The organism is Flectobacillus major DSM 103 (genome assembly GCF_000427405.1).
Classification (GTDB): domain Bacteria; phylum Bacteroidota; class Bacteroidia; order Cytophagales; family Spirosomataceae; genus Flectobacillus; species Flectobacillus major.
Genome location: NZ_KE386491.1, coordinates 4,062,265 through 4,082,088, shown reverse-complemented (window position 1 = coordinate 4,082,088; position 19,824 = coordinate 4,062,265). Strand labels below are relative to the sequence as shown.

The window sequence follows — 19,824 nt, the reverse complement described above, 5'->3', positions numbered from 1 at the left end:
TATAATAGAAATATTAAGGGTAAATGTGCATTTTTATTGATATAAAAACGGTACAATTAAAAAAGGCAACTTCTTGAAAGAAGTTGCCTTTTTAGTGTATCTCTGTATGTTGTTAACTTTATTTGAATTAGAAACGGAAGTGAGAGAACGCTTTGTTCGCTTCTGCCATACGGTGTGTATCGTCTTTTTTCTTAACTGCTGCACCTTCACCTTTAGCTGCTGCAATAATTTCAGCTGCTAAACGGTCAACCATAGTTTTTTCACCACGTTTGCGAGCATAAAGAATTAACCACTTCATACCTACTGACAATTTACGGTCAGCACGAACTTCGGTTGGAACTTGGAAGGTAGCACCACCTACACGACGGCTTTTTACCTCTACAGTTGGCATTACGTTATTTAATGCTTTCTTGAATGCTTCCAAACCGTTTTCTTTCGTTCTATCTTCAACTTTCTCTAATGCACCGTAAAAAATATTGAATGCCGTTGATTTTTTACCGTCGTACATTAAGTTGTTAACAAACTTAGTTACCATTACATCTCTAAATTTAGGATCAGGTAACACGTATCTTTTCTTTGGTTTTGCCTTTCTCATTGGAATTGTTAAGTTTTTAATTTGAGCCCAATCTTCTGCTCTTAACAAAGCATACTGGACTGTTGTTAATTTGAAATTAGATATTTTGCCTTTCCGAAAATATTTTACTTGAAGTAACTATTTTCAACTTGACAAACTTTCAGTTTTTCAAATTACTTCTTTTTACCTTTTGTTGGAGCTGCTTGTACTTGACCTGGCTTAGGACGTTTAGCACCGTATTTAGAACGACGCTGACGACGACCGTTTACACCTGCAGTATCCAATGCACCACGGATAATGTGGTAACGAACCCCTGGTAAGTCTTTTACACGACCACCACGAATCAATACGATTGAGTGCTCTTGTAAGTTGTGACCTTCACCTGGAATGTATGCGTTTACTTCTTTACCATTTGTCAAACGTACACGGGCTACTTTACGCATCGCAGAGTTTGGTTTCTTTGGCGTCGTAGTATACACCCTTGTACAAACGCCACGACGTTGTGGACAAGAATCTAAGGCTGGAGATTTAGACTTCCAAGTCATTTGCTCTCTGCCTTTACGTACTAACTGTTGTATAGTTGGCATTTTGTCTTGTTGTTATTGAGAGATACACTTTGCTGATTTTCAGCGATTCTATACACAATATCGGTGAGGATACTCTTATATGGTCGCTTAAATCAGGGGTGCAAAATTACGGAAAGTCTCTGATAAACAAAAGGTTTGAACCAATTATTTTATTATTATCAACAACAATTCCCTATAAATGAAAGCTTTATCAATTTCTTTCATTTATAGGGAAGTATTTATGCCAATAATTAGGCGCTATTATTTGTTCAATTCTGTATTATAAATTACCTTCCCTTCGTGGTTGATAACCTGTACAAAGAGTTTTTTTCCTGTAGCCGAAAAGAGCATAAAGCCATACTCATTGCTTGCTAGCTTGCTTATTGGGAGTGTTCCTATGGCTGTACTTTCTGATGCCGACCCCGACACAAAATAGTGGGTTTTTCCTTCTGGCAAAAGGTGTTGGAGGTCGTGGTCGTGTCCACAGATATAGGCATCTACTCTGTATTTATCTAATATTCCTTTCAAGGATGCTCGAACGGCACGGGTATCGTATCCTTCTCGGCGTTTTTCAGTTGCCGTAAAGAGTGGATGATGCCCTACGACTAATTTCCATTTGATATTAGGAGAGTTATTTGATAAAACATTTTCCAACCACCGTTTCTGGGCTGTACTATCTTGGCTCACTACATTGGGTCCATAATCCTTGTTTTTATAAAAGTCTGGAATCAATGGGTTGGTGTCTATAAATGCGATTAATACTTGCTGCGTTGTATCGCCATTGATTGAAAACGTTTTGGCATAGTAGCGTGCGGGCATTTTCCAACGACGACTTATTTTTGAATAGGCTACTTGTGCATCTGGATTACCACCATAATCATGATTGCCTAGCACGGGATACCAGTCCCACTGCAATGAAAATGCCGTGTAGATATCTTCAAAAGAATATTTCCAGAGTGGATCAAACTCGCTGGCAACGCCACGTGGATAGAAATTATCGCCTGTAGAAATGATAAATTCGCTACCTATTTGTTTGGCAACTTTACCCATTTGTTCGGCTACTGGTTTTTGATGGTCTTCTCCCACTCGTCCCCAATCGCCTAAAACTAAGAAATTAAGGGTATTCGCATGCTTTTGTACGGTTTGTGCAGTTATAAATTGGGCTTGTAAAACCCAAACAGCAATGACATATAAGAGTTTTTTCATGAAAATTGAATTGTAGTTTAATTTGAAATACCACTAAAATAACAGCTTATCTCAAAAATTTCTTGCTTTTGAGCAATCATTTAATGATTCATTATTGATATAGTAATACAACTGGGGGCGGTATTGCACCTCAACAAAAAAGCCTATGCTTGTAGGCATAAGCTTTTTCTATACTTATAGGCATCTTTCAATACCCAACTCTAAACCCCTTAACTCGGCAAGCCCTCTTAGGCGGCCAATGGCTGTATAGCCTGGATTAGTTCGTTTTTCTGGATTCAAATCATCCAACATTCGGTGGCCATGGTCTGGTCTGAATGGTAATCGATAGTCTTTTCTGCCACTAGCTTGTCGGCTTTTCTGTTCCAATAACAACGCTTTCATAACGCCATACATATCGACATCGCCATCGAGGTGGTCGGCTTCGTGGAAATTACCTTCGGCATCGCGCTTAGTAGCTCTTAAATGCACAAAGTTGATTCTATCGCCCAGACGCTGAACCATACCTACCAAATCGTTGTCGGGACGTACACCGTAACTTCCAGTACAATAACAAAGGCCGTTATTGTTACTATTATAGGCGGCCAATAACTGTTGAGCATCTGATTCGGTACTTACTACACGGGGTAAACCCAAAATTGGATAAGGAGGGTCGTCGGGATGAATCGCCAAATTAATGCCTGCTTCTTCGGCCACTGGTGTAATAGCTTGAATAAATTCGTATAAATTAGCCCGTAATTCTTTTTCGCCTACTTCTTTATAGCCTTCCAATACTGTTGCAAATTCTTCAACGGTAAAGCTTTCTTCGCTACCAGGCAAACCTGCGATGATATTACGAATCAGTTTGTTTTTGGCGGCCTCATTGGCATTAACAAACCATGATTGAGCCTTTTGTAACTGGCTTTCGGTATAGCTCTGTTCGGCATTTTTTCTTTTCAAAATAAAAACTTCAAATGCAGCAAATTCTGTAGCATCAAAACGCAAGGCCGTTGAGCCATCGGGCAGGGCATAGTCTAGGTCGGTGCGGGTCCAGTCCAAAACTGGCATAAAATTATAACAAACCGTATCAATACCTGCTTTTCCAAGGTTTCGTAAACTTTGCTTATAGTTTTCGATATATTGTAGATAATGCCCCGAACGCTTCTTTATATCTTCGTGTACTGGCACACTTTCGACGACCGAAAATGCAAGGCCTGCTTTTTCTATTTCAGCTTTGCGTACAAGAATCTCTTCTTCTGTCCAAATAACACCATTAGGAATATGGTGTAAAGCTGTAACAATACCTGTAGCTCCTGCTTGACGAATATGTGATAATGGCACAGGGTCTTTGGGGCCAAACCAGCGGAATGTTTGTTCTAAAGGCATACTAATATCTTAATTTGAAATAACGAATGAACAATATTATGCGATAAATACATCAATTTAGCAACTTGCCGTGGTATTTACCTTGTTTATACTACTAAAGGCGTTTGGTCTTAAAATTTACCCTAGAAAAAACGAGTTTCATTATCTATTCTTTATTTTGCCTGTAGTGCTATACTATTTGAAAGCTGTTATATTTTTCTCAAAGGCAGAATATCTTCTTGAGTTTATTCATTCTATAGCAAAGCCTTTCAATCAAACAGGCTCATTATCGTTCATAGGGCTTTATATCTTTTTTTGCTTTTTTAAGTATTGCAAATGCTTCTACATTGATAGGTTTGAAGTAAGGTTCTTTTTTACTTGGGTATTTGTTTAGCTTTTCTTGGGGTCTTGTTGGTCTTTTCTCAAATCCACCACCACAATTAGGACATACATTTTCAAGTATATTTTCAACACAATCTTTACAAAAAGTGCATTCAAAAGTACAAATCATGGCTTCTTCGCTTTCATTTGGCAATGCTTTTCCACAATTTTCGCATATTGGTCTGATTTCTAACATAGTTGATGTATTTGTTTTGTAAATAGTAATCCATGTAAACCTATGAGGATATTGCTAGCCCGTAGATATTAAAATAGAAGCTGTATTAGAAAAGCTTAAACAGCTTCTCTAATACATTATACGCTATTTTTTTCTGGAATAATGCTGGACATTATCAGGAATGGCCGTATCAAATCGCATTTTGGGGTCGGTAATAGCTGGTAGTGGTAAAACTTCTAGTGGCAAAACACCTGCCCACACAGTTAAATCATAGTCTTCTTCGTCATCGCTTGGGTCACCAGACCTCATTTTGGCCGAAGCCTCTTCAATCGGAAAAGAAATTACCATGGTTTTTTGCATTTCGGATGCTGTAGGCTGGCGTACTGCTGCCCATCTACCAGGCAAAATATGGTCTGTAAAAGCCTCTAAGGCATCCCAACGTTCTTGCTCGTCTGTCACCACTGTTCCTGCTGCAAAAAGAATAACAGAGCGATAATTGACCGAATGATGAAATGCTGAACGAGCCAATACCAAACCATCTAAAAGTGAAACTGCCAAACAAACGGTTCGTCCATCGGCTAGACAACGCATAAAATGGCTTCCTACCGAGCCATGAATATACAATTTGTTCCCGATTCGGCCATACCCTGTTGGTATCATCATAGGTTGACCTTCTTCTGTATATGCAATGTGACAAAACAACCCTTCATCCAAAATTTGATAAATCTGTGTTTCGTCATAGTTGCCTCTTTTGGCCAAACGGCTCGGTTTGGTTCTGCTAGTAATGGAGCGTATTGTCATAAAATTTAGCTGAGTTAATTTCTAAAACTATTGACACAAAATTCTAAATTTACTGGATGTATTTATTAGTCCACTTTTTATTTATCAGGTAGTCCAGATGGAAATTCCTTACAAATCTTTGATTCCTATTAACAAAAAACATTCGCTGCCTTTGTATGTACAAATAGCCAATGGTATTATTCAGCAAATACAGGCTGGGGTTATCAAAAAAGGAAGTTTACTAACAGGTACAAGGCAATTGGCACTACTTTTAGAAGTAAATAGACAAACCGTTGTAGCGGCCTTCGACGAGCTATATGCACAGGGCTGGATTGAAGTTGTGCCCCAAAAAGGGACTTATGTTAGCAATACGCTTCCCAATATTCAACCCAAAGCCCTAAAAACTGCTAAAATAAACACCAATAACGAGGTGGTTGCTCCTCATGATTTCCTCCAAAATTACCCTATCCAAATACCCATTAATATTGAGCAACGATTGGCTTTCAACGATGGCCTACCAGATGTAAGATTAGCCCCTCGTGATGCCCTTGCTCGTTTGTATGCTCATTATATTCGTTACGGCGAACCATCTATTTTACAGTATAGTAACATATTAGGGCATATTCGTTTTAGAGAAACACTATCTTTTTTGCTAAATCAAACAAGGGGATTGTCTATTAATCCTAATCAACTAATTAGCACACGAGGAAGCCAGATGGGTATTTATTTGGTAGCATCGGCATTGATACGTCTGGGCGACAAAGTAGTGGTAGGACAAATGAGCTATTTAGCAACCAATATTACATTTGAGCATTTTGGAGCAGAATTGTTGACGATACCTGTAGATGAAGATGGCATGGTTATAGATGTGCTGGAGGAAATATGTACAACACAAACTATCAAGGCTGTATATGTTACCTCGCACCATTATCACCCCACTACAGTAACATTAAAGCCCGAAAGACGTATTCAGCTACTAAATTTGGCCGAAAAGTATGGATTCTTTATTATAGAAGATGATTATGACTACGATTATCACTATTCTAACAAACCCATTTTACCTTTGGCAAGTGCCGACTCTAGCGGATGGGTTATTTATATTGGTTCATTTACCAAAAAAATCGCCCCGACATTTCGGGTTGGCTATGTGATAGCTTCTGAAAAAATCATTAATGAATTAGGAAAGATACGGCGTATTATCGACCGCCAAGGGGATACCATTTTAGAATGTTGCTTGGCTGATATGCTTGAAGATGGAACACTAAAAAGACATTCGGCCAAAGCACTGAAAGAGTATCATCAACGACGAGACTTTGCTTGTAAAACCCTAAAAGATGTTTTGGGAAACAACATTCAGTTTAAAGTACCAGATGGTGGTATGGCCATTTGGGCAAAATTTGCTGACAACATTTCTTTGCCTAAAGTAGCCGAAAAAGCCCTACAAAAAGGCTTATATTTTCCTAATGGTATTGTTTATCGGCCTGTCAATGCCTGTAGGCTAGGTTTTGCCTCTATGAATTTAAAAGAACTAGACGAAGCAATACATCTTTTAGGTGAAATCATTTGACCTTACCTTTTGAGTTTACCACTTACGTCGCCTTTCATTACCATTTCTATTTCAGATACTGTAACCAAATTAAAATCACCTTCAATGGTATGTTTCAAGGCAGAAGCAGCTACTCCAAATTCCAATGCTTTTTGGGTATCCTGATAGATTAGTTCACCATAAATAAACCCTGCTAAAAATGCGTCGCCGCCGCCTATTCTATCCACAATATTAGGAATATCAATGGTTGAAGTCTTTAACATTTCAGTGCCATTCCAGCACTGCCCAGACAAGGTGTTATGCGAGGCCGACAGTTGGCCTCTTTTGGTATTAAGGATTTTCTTTATTTTGGGAAAGCGAGTTTGTAATTGCTGACAAATAGACTTAAAGCTTCCTTTTTCATCATTGGGTTCAATACCAAACATATCTGAGGCATCGCCTTTGCTACAAACGATAATGTCGCAATAAGCAATTAATTCGGGCATTACCTCATGGGGCTTTTTTCCCCACTGCCATAGGTTCTTGCGATAACCCACATCGGCCGAAACTGGTATGCCTAAGCTATGAGCTACTTTGACGGCCTCCAAACATGCCTGAGCAGCCGAAGCCGAAATAGCAGGGGTTATTCCTGTAAAATGAAACCACTGAGCATCTTTGAGAATATTGTGCCAATCAAAATCACTTGGCACAAGGTTGGCAAAGGCAGAATTAAATCGGTCATAAACTACTTTAGAAGCACGCATAGCCGCCCCCTGCTCAACATAATATATACCAAGTCTTTCTCCTCCAAACAACATATATTCTGTTCCCACGCCAAATTTTAGGTAAGTAGCAGCTGCTGCACGACCTAAATCATTGTCAGGAAACTGTGTTACATGGCTACTTGGAATACCCAATAAAGCCAACGAGGAGGCCACATTGGCCTCTCCACCCCCAAAATTAATATTTAAGGACGTAGCTTGTGCAAAACGAGCAAAACTAGGGGTTGTTAGTCGCATCATGACCTCCCCGAAAGTAATTACTTTTTTCATGTACTAAAAGGTATAAATGAGTAGTGGTAAAAGTATTTATCTTAAAGATAACAAGCATATACACTATTACAAACCTCTTTTAGTGAAATCTACTATAGTCAAAAAAATCACGCTCAATAACTGATACGTGATTCTTGGCTTTACTGTTATAAGTATTTTGCTACAGACTCCTCAAACCCCTTGAGTTTGGTCAAATCTTCGCCCCATAGACTTGTATTCGACAATACTTTATGCAAATCAAAGTCATTCCAAGCTTCATAAAAATAAGGAGCGTAATTACAAGTAATAGCATAATGTTCGCCATTGCACTCGCCATAATACACGCCATTTACCTCTTTGATAGCGTGCATAAATTGAAGATATGCCGCAAACCCCATTGCAAATAGCTCAGGAGCTCGACCAAACTGGCGGTAATATTCTAACAAAATAGGAATATTTCGCATTCGCATTTTAGTAGTATACTGCACCGTAATATCTAACAACTTATGATTAATATATGGATTACGGAATCGGTCTAAAACCATTCTACCAAAACGGTCGGCTACTTTAGAATCTACTTTATAAGGAATAGCCAAAGCTAATTCGCCTAGCATAAGGTTTGTGATTATTCGACTCAAGTAACCATTTGACATTACATCTTTTACATACTTAAAGCCCAATAAATAAGCCATACCCGACGTTAAAGTGTGTGTTCCGTTGAGTAAGCGAAGTTTTAGCTCACGATAAATCTCTATGTCTTTATCTATTATTACCCCTTCATCGACCTGGGCAAAACTTAGTACTTTTTTTACATACTCATCGCCCTGAATAGCCCATAAGCGGTATACTTCCGACATTACCAACAAGTCGTCGTCATAGCCTAACTTTTGTAGAATTTCAGTAGAATTTTCGGGTTTACCCGGCACAATCCTATCTACCAACGAATTACAGAAGCGATTGTGATTTTCAATCCATTCGATAAACTCAGGTTCAAGGTTATTGCGGTGAGCTTGTTCAAGTACAATTCCTTGCAGCTTGTCGCCATTCCCTACTATTAGCTCTGTTGGAATAATAACCATTCCACTTTGGGCAGTTCCACCAAATACCTTCCATCTTTCATACAAGAAAGCTAAAAGTTTTACAGGAAAAGATTGTGGCGGCGAAGACGTTACTTTATCTGTTTCGAGCAAAGCAATACCCACCTCGGTTGTATTTGAAATAACTACCTGCATTTCAGGATTATGAGCACATGCTAAAATATCTTGCCATTGCGAACGAGCCGATAATGTACGAGAAATAGAACAGTTGATAATGGTTTCTTCTACAAGTTTTCCATTTTCAAGTCCTTTAATACAATGTGTAAAAAGGCCATCTTGCTCATTAAATTCATCTGCACCACCTTTATCCGTAGATTTCACAACCACAATCCTGCCATTGAAAATACCCTGTTTGTTGGCTTTATCAATAAAATAATCACATAGCCCTCTCAAAAGTACACCCGTTCCGAACTGTAGTACCTTTTCGGGAAGACTAAATAACTTTTCATCAGGTAATTGGACTTGATTTTTTAGTTGATTAGCAGTTGTTGATAACAACGATTTTGTTAGTTTAAGATTCATCACACAACGAAATAAAATGTAAATACTTGATACAGAAAGTAAAAAATCAGTATGATTCTACTCTATTTTAGGGATATAATTTAAAGTTATATAGTTGATGAGTCTAAAACATAAGAATGGTAGCTCGAATAATACTCTTTTATAGCGGAATAAAAGGTACTCATAACAGCATTTCACCGAAAATATAGTATTCCAGTGAAATGCTGTATTTGATGAAAGTTAGGAATATATTATTGAAATAGCATCATTTATTTCAACATATACCTCACTAAGCTTCACCGATTGGGCCATTATAATTGGTTGGAAATTGAAACCCGATAGGGCTTTGTTCATCGGAAATAGTGCCATAAGCATCCTCATATTTGGCAATATTTTCTTTCAAAGCATTCAAAAGTCGGTAGGCATGGTCGGGTGTCAATATAACTCTTGATTTTACTCTTGCTTTGGGTAGTCCAGGCATCATTTTGATGAAGTCAATGACAAATTCACTTTGCGAGTGAGCAATCATAGCAAGGTTTACGTATTCGCCTTCTGCCATTTCTTCTGTCAATTCTACATTAATTTGGTTCTCTTCTTGTTGCTCTGCCATAATAGTATATCTAAAAAATGATTGTTTTTCAAATTTAAGCAAAAACATCAGCCTATCAAGCAAATGAATTAGCTAAATTCCTTTCAATAAAGTTAATATTTCCTTAAAAAACTATCGTTCTAATAAAATTTCAATGGTCTACTCCTTTGGGTATTTGTTTTTCAGGTTTACTTTTTTCTAGTAAATACTTTTATAGGGCTATACACAACTGTTGGAAAACATTCGATTGTACTTCATTTGGGTAGTTATTTTCGCTCATATTCTTCGTTTTAGCTGAAGCCTTAAAATGGATATAATAAATTATTAATCAAAACCTTACATTCAAAAGATAATCTAATATAAGCCTTGAGAATCTGATAAAAAAACAGGAGCAATAAAAAAGCCCTCAGACGCTGGTCTGAGGGCTTTGATATAACTAACATTAAAACTACACAATCCAACGAGCTTTGCGATAGCCCCCAACTTTTTGTTGTGCTTGTTGCTCTTTTGCTGTTTCGATTTGCTGTAATTCTTCTTTTGAAGTAATAACATAATCTTGGTACTTGCGAACACCCGTACCTGCAGGAATTAAGTGACCTACAATTACATTTTCTTTCAAACCTTCCAAACCATCTGCTTTTGCACGGATAGATGCTTCTGACAATACTTTGGTAGTTTCTTGGAAAGATGCCGCCGAAATAAACGATTCTGTACCCAAAGACGCTTGAGTGATACCTTGTAGGTTTGGTTGAGATACAGCAGGTTGTGCATCACGAACCGTTACAAGTTTTAAGTCACGGCGTTTCAATGAAGAGTTTTCGTCACGTAAAGCACGAGCTGTTACAATCATACCCTCTTTCATTTTATCTGAGTCACCAGCATCCATTACCACTTTCTTGTCAAGGATGTCGTCGTTTGCCTCACGTACTGCAAAACGGTCAACGTTTTGGTTGTTCAAGAACATCGTATCTCCAGAATCAACAATTTCTACTTTCTGCATCATTTGACGAACGATACACTCGATGTGTTTATCGTTAATCTTCACACCTTGCAGACGGTAAACGTCTTGGATTTCATTTACTAAGTATTCTTGTACAGCTGTTGGCCCTTTGATTGCCAAAATATCTGAAGGTGTAATAGCACCATCTGAAAGCGGCATACCTGCACGAACAAAGTCGTTGTTCTGAACAAGGATATGTTTTGAAAGTGGAACTAAGTATTTACGTTCAGCACCATCTTTAGCTTTCACATAAATCTCACGGTTACCACGTTTGATACCTCCTAGTGTAATTACACCATCGATTTCAGAAACAACCGCAGGGTTTGATGGGTTACGAGCCTCAAATAATTCTGTTACACGTGGAAGACCACCCGTGATGTCACGAGTTTTACCAGCAGCACGAGGAATTTTTGCTAAGATTTGACCAGGCTTGATTTTTGCACCATTTTCGATAGACAGGCGAGCCGCCACAGGAACGTTGTATGCTACATCTTCACCATTTTTCACAGCAATAATGATTGAAGGGTTTTTAGTCTTATCTTTCGATTCGATAATAACCTTCTCTCTTAAACCTGTTTGCTCATCGGCCTCTTCTTTGTAAGTGATATTTTCTTCAATTGCATCGAATTGGGCAATACCATCTACTTCAGAAAGGATAACGGCGTTGTATGGGTCCCAAGCACAAATTTCTTCACCTTTAGTAATGGTTTGTCCATCTTTCACACGCAAATACGCACCATAAGGTACGTTGTTGGCAATGTAAACTTGGTTGGTGGTTGGGTTAACGATTTGAACCTCGCCCGAACGTCCCATTACGATTTCTACTGGATTTCCTTCAGTATCGATAGAAGCTACAGTACGCATTTCTTCAAAACGGATAATACCGTCGAATTTGGCTTTGATTGTAGCATCTAATGTTACGTTTTGAGCAGTACCCCCAACGTGGAATGTACGAAGAGTAAGCTGTGTACCTGGCTCACCGATTGACTGAGAAGCAATTACCCCTACAGCTTCACCGATACCTACCATTCTACCTGTTGAAAGGTTACGGCCATAACATTTAGCACAAACACCATTACGTGTTTCGCAAGTCAATACCGAACGGATTTCGATTGAATCAATTGCGGTATCATCTACGCTTAGAGCAGCCTCTTCGCTGATTTCTTCGCCTGCAGTGATTAACAACTGACCTGTAACTGGATCATGAACATCATGGATAGACACACGGCCCAAGATACGCTCAGAAAGTGGTTCGATGATTTCTTCGTTGTCTTTTAAAGCAGCGATTTGAATACCACGCAATGTACCACAGTCATCTTCATTGACGATTACATCCTGAGCAACGTCATGCAGACGACGAGTTAGGTAACCCGCATCGGCTGTTTTCAAGGCTGTATCGGCAAGACCTTTACGAGCACCGTGAGTAGAGATAAAGTACTCAAGTACGTCTAGGCCTTCTTTAAAGTTAGAGAGGATTGGGTTTTCGATGATTTCACCTACCGAACCTTGAAGGTTTTTCTGAGGTTTTGCCATCAAACCACGCATACCACCCAACTGACGAATCTGTTCACGAGAACCACGAGCACCTGAGTGCATCATCATGAAGATAGCGTTGAAGCCTTGCTGGTCATTTTCCATTTGCTTCATCAACGTATCTGTGATTTTCGAGTTCACTTTCGTCCAAATATCAATAACAGCGTTATAACGTTCGTTGTCGGTGATTAGACCCATCAAGTAGTTGTCGGTAACAGCTGCTACATCTTCAGTAGCTTTTGTGATAAGGTCAGCTTTTTCTTCTGGTACGATGATGTCACCGATACCCATTGAAAGACCGCCTTTAAAGGCCATTTGATAACCCAATTCTTTAATATCATCCAAGAATTTAGCCGTACGAGCTACCCCAGAGATTTTAAATACTTGAGAAATGATTTGTTGCAATTTTTTCTTTGTCAACAATTCATTGATATAACCTACTTCTTCAGGAACACAAAGGTTAAACAATACACGTCCTGCAACGGTATCTACCATTTGTTCTTTTAGAGAACCATCTTCCTGACGTACTTTTGCTTTTACAGAGATATTAGCATGCTTAGACACACGCCCTTCGTTCATACCGATTACTACCTCTTCAAAGCCATAGAATTTCATACCTTCTCCTACGATAGGGTATTCTGGAGTATGTCTACGTCCTTTAGTTACGTAGTACAACCCAAGAACCATGTCTTGTGAAGGTACAGTAATAGGAGCACCGTTGGCAGGGTTCAAGATATTATGAGATGCCAACATCAAAAGAGATGCTTCCAAGATAGCCTCTTGACCTAGCGGTACGTGTACCGCCATCTGGTCACCGTCAAAGTCGGCGTTGAAGGCTGTACAAGTAAGTGGGTGCAATTGGATAGCTTTTCCTTCAATCAACTTAGGTTGGAATGCCTGAATACCTAAACGGTGAAGTGTTGGAGCACGGTTGAGAAGAACAGGGTGTCCTTTCATTACGTTTTCCAAAATATCCCAAACTACAGGGTCTTTTCTATCTACAATCTTTTTCGCTGATTTTACGGTTTTTACAATACCACGCTCAATCAACTTTCTAATAACGAATGGCTTGAATAGCTCGGCTGCCATATCTTTTGGCAAACCACACTCGTGCATCTTCAATTCAGGACCTACAACAATTACCGAACGACCAGAGTAGTCAACACGTTTACCCAACAAGTTTTGGCGGAAACGACCTTGCTTACCTTTCAACATATCTGAAAGAGATTTCAAAGCACGGTTACCTTCAGAACGAACTGCGTTTACTTTACGAGAGTTGTCAAACAATGAGTCAACAGCCTCTTGAAGCATACGTTTTTCGTTACGTAAGATTACTTCAGGAGCTTTGATTTCGATCAAACGCTTCAAACGGTTGTTACGAATAATCACACGACGATAAAGGTCGTTCAAATCGGACGTAGCAAAGCGACCACCATCAAGAGGTACTAATGGACGTAATTCTGGTGGAATTACAGGGACCATTTTAATTACCATCCATTCTGGTTTGTTCTCGATACGAGTACCTGCTTCACGGAAAGCTTCAACTACTTTCAAGCGTTTTAAAGCTTCAGCTTTACGTTGTTGAGAAGTATCGTTAGCTGCCGAGTGACGAAGGCTGTAAGAAAGGTCATCTAACGCTGTACGTTTCAACAACATTTCGAGTGCCTCAGCCCCCATCTTAGCGATGAATTTCTGAGGGTCTTCGTCTGGTAATAATTGGTTTTCGCGTGGAAGCTTGTCGATAATGTCCAAATATTCGTCTTCAGTTAAGAAGTCCATTTTGTTTACACCATCTTCTTCTTTCACACCAGCTTGTACTACAACATATCTTTCGTAGTAAATAACTTGGTCTAATTTTTTGGTAGAAAGCCCCAACAAATAACCGATTTTGTTAGGCAAACTACGGAAGTACCAAATGTGAGCTACCGGAACCACCAACTCGATGTGTCCCATACGCTCACGACGTACTTTTTTCTCAGTAACTTCTACGCCACAACGGTCGCAAATGATACCTTTATAGCGAATACGCTTGTATTTACCGCAGTGACATTCCCAGTCTTTCGTTGGCCCGAAGATACGCTCACAGAACAAACCACCCATTTCTGGCTTGTAAGTTCTATAGTTGATAGTTTCGGGTTGGGTAACTTCACCGTGCGAGCCTTCAAGGATAGACTCTGGTGAGGCCAACGAGATAGTTACTTTTTGGAAGTCACTATTTAATTTTCTATTCTTTTTGAATGACATTTTCGTGTATGTTTGAATGAAAATGGTTCTTAATTTTGATTTGAAAATATATCAATTTGAAAGTTTGGACATACTTATATCTCCAAACCTTCAAACAATTTTATTTTCAAATTACTCCAAAGTAATCTCTAAGGCCAAGCCTCTTAATTCGTGAATCAATACATTGAATGATTCAGGAATACCTGGTTTTGGCATGTTTTCACCTTTTACGATTGCTTCGTATGCCTTAGCACGACCCACAACGTCATCGGATTTAACTGTAAGAATCTCTTGAAGGATATTAGCTGCACCAAATGCTTCGAGTGCCCAAACCTCCATTTCACCAAAACGCTGACCACCAAATTGAGCTTTACCACCCAATGGCTGTTGTGTAATAAGTGAGTACGGCCCGATTGAACGTGCGTGCATTTTGTCATCAACTAAGTGACCCAATTTCAACATATAGATAATACCTACTGTTACTGGTTGGTCAAAGCGTTCGCCTGTCAAACCATTGTATAAGTAAGTACGTCCCCATGATGGAAGGCCAGCTAATTCAAGTTCGTGAGCAACTTCAGCTTCGGTAGCACCGTCAAAGATTGGAGTAGCGTATTTCTTGTTGAGTTTTTCACCTGCCCAAGCCAATACGGTTTCATAAATCTGACCGATGTTCATACGTGAAGGTACCCCTAGTGGGTTCAACACGATTTCTACTGGAGTTCCATCTTCTAAGAATGGCATGTCTTCATCACGTACAATACGAGCTACAACCCCTTTGTTACCGTGACGACCCGCCATTTTATCACCCACTTTCAACTTACGTTTTTTGGCGATATATACTTTAGCTAATTTTACAATACCTGCTGGCAATTCGTCGCCTACTTCCAATACGAATCTTTCACGTTTGAAACGGCCTACGATTTCGTTGCGACGAACATTGTAGTTTTTAACTAATTGCAACAATAATTTATTGGTATCTTCCTCTTCAGTAGTATCTTCCAAGATTAGGTCAGCCAACAAGTTAGCTTCTTCAGGAACACTATAAGAGCTATCGTCACGATACAAGTTTTTAGCTGGGAACAAAGCATCTTCGATGTTACGAGCTGTCAACTTAGTACCTTTTTCGATAATCACAGAACCAAATTTGTGTTTGATACCATTGGTGATTTTGCCATCCAAAAGCTCAATCATTTTGCCAATCATGACAGCACGAATCGAAGTAAGGTCTTTGGTCAATTGTTTTGACAAAATAGCCAATTCTTTCTTCGCTTTTTCACGCTCATCTTTATCCTTTTTAGGACGGCTAAACAACTTAGTATCAATAACCACACCTTTCAATGACGGAGGAGCTTTCTTAGAAGCATCTTTCACATCACCAGCTTTGTCACCAAAGATTGCACGAAGAAGTTTTTCTTCTGGAGTTGGGTCAGATTCACCTTTTGGTGTAATTTTACCGATAAGAATATCGCCTTCTTTTACCTCAGAACCTACACGAACCACACCATTTTCGTCCAAATTCTTCACTGTTTCTTCAGAAACGTTTGGAATTTCAGCCGTTAATTCTTCTTCTCCACGTTTTGTATCACGTACTTCCAATTCAAATTCTTCAATGTGAATAGAAGTAAAGATATCGTCACGAACCACTTTTTCAGAGATTACAATCGCATCCTCAAAGTTGTAACCTTGCCATGGCATGAAGGCCACTTTCATGTTACGTCCAAGAGCTAATTCACCTTGCTGAGTAGCATAACCTTCGCAAAGAGCTTGTCCTTTCAAGACACGTTGTCCTTTGCGAACAATCGGTTTCAAGTTGATAGTTGTATCTTGGTTGGTTCTACGGAATTTAATCAATTTGTATTCTTTGGTATCTCCTTCAAAACTTACTAAGTATTCGTTAGGATTCATGTCGTATTTCACAACAATCTTGATACTATCTACATAATCAATTACACCGTCGGCTTCAGCAACAATCAAAGTACGAGAGTCAAGAGCTACCCGAGCTTCAAGGCCAGTACCTACAATTGGGTTTTCAGGGCGTAACAATGGTACGGCCTGACGTTGCATGTTTGAACCCATCAATGCACGGTTGGCATCATCATGCTCCAAGAAAGGAATCAACGATGCAGCTACCGATACAATTTGGTTAGGTGCAATATCCATGAACTGAGCTTCGGCAGGGTCTACTCTTGGGAAGTCACCTTCAAAACGTGCTTTTACACGAGAAGCTTCAAAAACGCCATCTTCGCTATAAGAAGCATTGGCCTGTACAATGTTTTTGCCATCTTCTTCTTCAGCGGTCAAGTAACGAATTTCAGAAACCCTTACATGGCCACCTTCTACAACACGGTAAGGTGTTTCGATAAAGCCCATCGAATTGATTTTGGCATGCACACAAAGTGATGAAATCAAACCGATGTTTGGTCCTTCTGGCGTTTCGATAGTACACAAACGACCGTAGTGCGTATAGTGAACGTCACGAACCTCAAAACCTGCACGTTCACGAGATAGACCGCCTGGTCCAAGGGCAGAAAGACGACGTTTGTGCGTAATCTCGGCCAATGGGTTGGTTTGGTCCATGAATTGCGAAAGCTGGTTAGTACCAAAGAATGAGTTGATTACCGACGAAAGGGTACGAGCGTTAATCAAATCAACTGGCTTGAAGTCTTCGTTATCACGAACGTTCATACGTTCTTTGATGGTACGAGCCATACGAGCCAAACCTACACCAAACTGAGCATATAATTGCTCTCCTACTGTACGAACACGACGGTTTGATAAGTGGTCAATATCATCAACTACAGCTTTTGAGTTAATCAAACCGATTAAGTATTTCACGATTGAGATAATATCGTCTTTCGTTAATACTTTCGTTTCCATTGGGATATCATGACCCAATTTCTTGTTGATACGGTAACGGCCTACTTCTCCTAAATCATAACGCTTGTCAGAGAAGAATAAGTTTTGGATAATATCGCGGGCTGTTTGCTCATCTGGTGCTTCAGTGTTACGCAACTGACGGTAGATTTGCTCAACAGCTTCTTTTTCAGAGTTTGAAGAGTCTTTTTGTAACGTATTATAAATAATGTTATAATCGTTTACGTTCATATCTTCTTTGTGAAGAATGATAGTATCAAGACCTGCATCTAGGATTGTATCTATATCGCTTGCCGAAATAACAGAGTCACGTTCCATCAATACCTCGTTACGGTCGATAGAAACAACTTCACCTGTATCTTCATCTACGAAATCCTCTTGCCAAGTTCTTAAAACCCTTGCAGCCAAACGACGGCCAACAGCTTTATCTAAGGTCTTTTTGTCGGCTTTCACTTCTTCTGAAAGACCAAACAAATCAAGGATTTCTTTGTCTGAACCAAAGCCAATTGCGCGCAAAAGGGTAGTTACAGGAAACTTCTTCTTACGGTCGATATATGCGTACATCACGTTGTTTACGTCAGTAGCAAATTCAATCCAAGAACCTTTGAATGGAATAATACGAGCTGAGTACAACTTAGTACCGTTGGTATGGCGACTTTGTGAGAAGAATACCCCTGGCGAGCGGTGTAATTGAGAAACAATAACACGTTCTGCACCATTAATCACAAACGAACCACGCTCGGTCATATATGGGATATTTCCTAAAAACACCTCCTGTTCGATTGTCTCGAAGTCTTCGTTATCGTCGTCATTACAAATCAAACGAAGCTTTGCTTTTAGAGGTACTGAGTAAGTAAGACCACGGTCAATACACTCATCTACTGAGTATTTTGGTGGGTCAACCGAATAGTCGATAAATTCGAGGACAAAGTTTTCGCGAGAATCCGCAATAGGGAAGTTCTCTGCAAATACTTTAAAAAGCCCTTCGCCATTTCGGTTTTCGGCAGGAGTTTCTAATTGGAAGAACTCCTGAAATGACTTCACCTGAATATCCAAAAAGTCTGGGTATTCAAGCAAATTCTTAACTTTGGCGAACGATAGTCTGCCAGTGTTTGTCATGTGTGCCAAGGCTGTTACTGTTTTTGAAGTTTACTGTAAAAGTTTCCTGTTATCAGTTAATCGTTATCAGTTTGTTATGTTAGTTTTTAAAGCCTCTCATAAAAAACTGATTTAATTGACGAGTATCGTCAAATATGAAGCCTCGTAGATGTGAGTAACACTGATTCCCTTTGCTATTCTTCCTACGAAAAAAGAAAGTGTTTCGGAACCAAGTACTTATCAAATATGGGTGCAATCCCCCTAAAATCTTTGATAGCCTGCAAAGATACTGTTTTTTTATTTGTATTTCAAGGAGTTATCTAAAAAAATATCGACTTTTTATTGTTTATTATCTTTTTTTGAGCAAGTGGTAATTTTCTGGCTTTCTATTCGCTAGATTATTGTGGATTAGGCTCATTTATCTACTAAAAAAATCCCTGAAACACTGCTAGGTATCGGGGTACTAAAGATTGTTCTTGATTTCCTCAACAAGTATTTTTCTCTTTAGCTAGCCAATTCATTGGCCTTCTCAAAAAGCAAATATGAGTCATCCCGAATTTTGGAATAATTTATAAGACCTCTTGTTTGTATTTATTGGAATTCACGCGGTAGACCATCGTGCTATTAATCAACAAGGCGGTCGAAATTAGTTTTTCGACCGCCTTGTTTGTTCTAAAAATTTGGGATGGCTCATGTTTGTACGATTGAGGTCTAGCCTTATTCTCGCTCCATACTGCGTTTTACGTCTTTTTCTTTGATAGAATCTCGTTTATCATAGAGTTTTTTACCTTTTGCCAAAGCTATTTCTATTTTGGCAAAACCTCTATCCGAAATATACATTTTGGTAGGAACCATCGTTAGCCCTTGGTCTTTGAGTTTTTCGACTAGCTTCTTCAACTCTCTTTTAGTCAACAAAAGCTTGCGGTCTCGAAGTGGATCGTGGTTGTAGTGCGTTCCTTCGCTGTATTTCGAGATATTCATTTGACGGATATAAAGCTCGCCGTCCAAAAATAAGCAATAGGCATCGGTCAAATTCACCTTACCTTGTCTGATCGATTTAATTTCAGTACCCATCAACATAATACCTGCGGTGTAAGTTTCGAGGAAAAAGTACTCGAACGAGGCACGTTTATTACGAATGTTGATTTGTTTTTCAATTTTTTCTTTTGCCATAATTAGCTGTCTGCTATTAGCTTTGGGCTAATGCAAGTTATTTAATTTCAATAATACATTTATGGTGCGGAGGTTATAGGCAACTGTCAAAAAAAGCCATACAGAGTACCTGCATGGCTTTTTTTCAGCAAAAGAGTTATCTTCACGAAAAGATAAA

The 19,824-nt window shown here is 39.2% G+C and carries 13 protein-coding genes; 1 reads left to right on the top strand and 12 read right to left on the bottom strand.

Going from position 1 to position 19,824, the window contains the following annotated elements:
* Positions 1-127: 127 nt before the first annotated feature.
* The 6 genes from rpsG to FLEMA_RS72265 all read right to left on the bottom strand — a co-directional run bounded on the left by rpsG (position 128) and on the right by FLEMA_RS72265 (position 5,044).
* A complete protein-coding gene (gene rpsG / locus FLEMA_RS0142370) occupies positions 128-595 on the bottom strand; it encodes a 30S ribosomal protein S7 (protein WP_026997934.1) in 468 nt (155 codons plus the stop codon).
* 152 nt (positions 596-747) lie between these two features.
* Entirely contained in the window at positions 748-1,161 is a 414-nt protein-coding gene (gene rpsL / locus FLEMA_RS0142365; protein ID WP_026997933.1) for a 30S ribosomal protein S12, read from the bottom strand.
* A gap of 240 nt (positions 1,162-1,401) precedes the next feature.
* Positions 1,402-2,346: a purple acid phosphatase family protein gene (locus FLEMA_RS72280; protein ID WP_044172882.1), complete on the bottom strand. Its 945-nt coding sequence runs from the start codon at positions 2,344-2,346 to the stop codon at positions 1,402-1,404.
* Between the two features lie 174 nt (positions 2,347-2,520).
* Positions 2,521-3,708, bottom strand: a complete 1,188-nt coding sequence (uxuA, locus tag FLEMA_RS72275; RefSeq protein ID WP_044172879.1) for a mannonate dehydratase — start codon at positions 3,706-3,708, stop codon at positions 2,521-2,523.
* Between the two features lie 265 nt (positions 3,709-3,973).
* Positions 3,974-4,264 carry a DUF1272 domain-containing protein gene (locus tag FLEMA_RS72270; RefSeq protein WP_044172876.1) on the bottom strand — a complete coding sequence of 97 codons (291 nt, stop codon included), beginning with the start codon at positions 4,262-4,264 and terminating at the stop codon, positions 3,974-3,976.
* Between the two features lie 123 nt (positions 4,265-4,387).
* Positions 4,388-5,044, bottom strand: a complete 657-nt coding sequence (locus tag FLEMA_RS72265) for a pyridoxamine 5'-phosphate oxidase family protein (protein WP_044172873.1) — start codon at positions 5,042-5,044, stop codon at positions 4,388-4,390.
* A gap of 97 nt (positions 5,045-5,141) precedes the next feature.
* On the opposite strand from FLEMA_RS72265, the gene FLEMA_RS0142250 reads away from it, so the two are divergent.
* Complete coding sequence (locus FLEMA_RS0142250; protein ID WP_026997932.1) at positions 5,142-6,590, top strand: aminotransferase-like domain-containing protein; 1,449 nt, start codon at positions 5,142-5,144, stop codon at positions 6,588-6,590.
* Positions 6,591-6,592: 2 nt separating this feature from the next.
* Here FLEMA_RS0142250 and FLEMA_RS72260 read toward each other — a convergent pair whose 3' ends face one another.
* From FLEMA_RS72260 to smpB, 6 genes are all read right to left on the bottom strand, one after another.
* Positions 6,593-7,600 (bottom strand): sugar kinase, encoded by a 1,008-nt coding sequence (locus tag FLEMA_RS72260; protein WP_044172869.1) that lies wholly within the window; start codon positions 7,598-7,600, stop codon positions 6,593-6,595.
* A gap of 146 nt (positions 7,601-7,746) precedes the next feature.
* Positions 7,747-9,198, bottom strand: coding sequence for a tagaturonate reductase (locus FLEMA_RS72255; protein ID WP_044172865.1), 1,452 nt, complete (start codon positions 9,196-9,198; stop codon positions 7,747-7,749).
* A 268-nt stretch (positions 9,199-9,466) separates the two neighbouring features.
* On the bottom strand, positions 9,467-9,787 hold the full coding sequence (locus FLEMA_RS72250; RefSeq protein WP_044175042.1) for a DUF3467 domain-containing protein: 321 nt from the start codon (positions 9,785-9,787) through the stop codon (positions 9,467-9,469).
* A gap of 427 nt (positions 9,788-10,214) precedes the next feature.
* Positions 10,215-14,543, bottom strand: coding sequence for a DNA-directed RNA polymerase subunit beta' (gene rpoC, locus FLEMA_RS72245; RefSeq protein WP_044172863.1), 4,329 nt, complete (start codon positions 14,541-14,543; stop codon positions 10,215-10,217).
* 111 nt (positions 14,544-14,654) lie between these two features.
* A complete protein-coding gene (rpoB, locus tag FLEMA_RS72240; RefSeq protein WP_044172860.1) occupies positions 14,655-18,515 on the bottom strand; it encodes a DNA-directed RNA polymerase subunit beta in 3,861 nt (1,286 codons plus the stop codon).
* A gap of 696 nt (positions 18,516-19,211) precedes the next feature.
* Positions 19,212-19,667, bottom strand: a complete 456-nt coding sequence (gene smpB, locus FLEMA_RS72235; RefSeq protein ID WP_044172857.1) for an SsrA-binding protein SmpB — start codon at positions 19,665-19,667, stop codon at positions 19,212-19,214.
* Positions 19,668-19,824 lie beyond the last annotated feature (157 nt).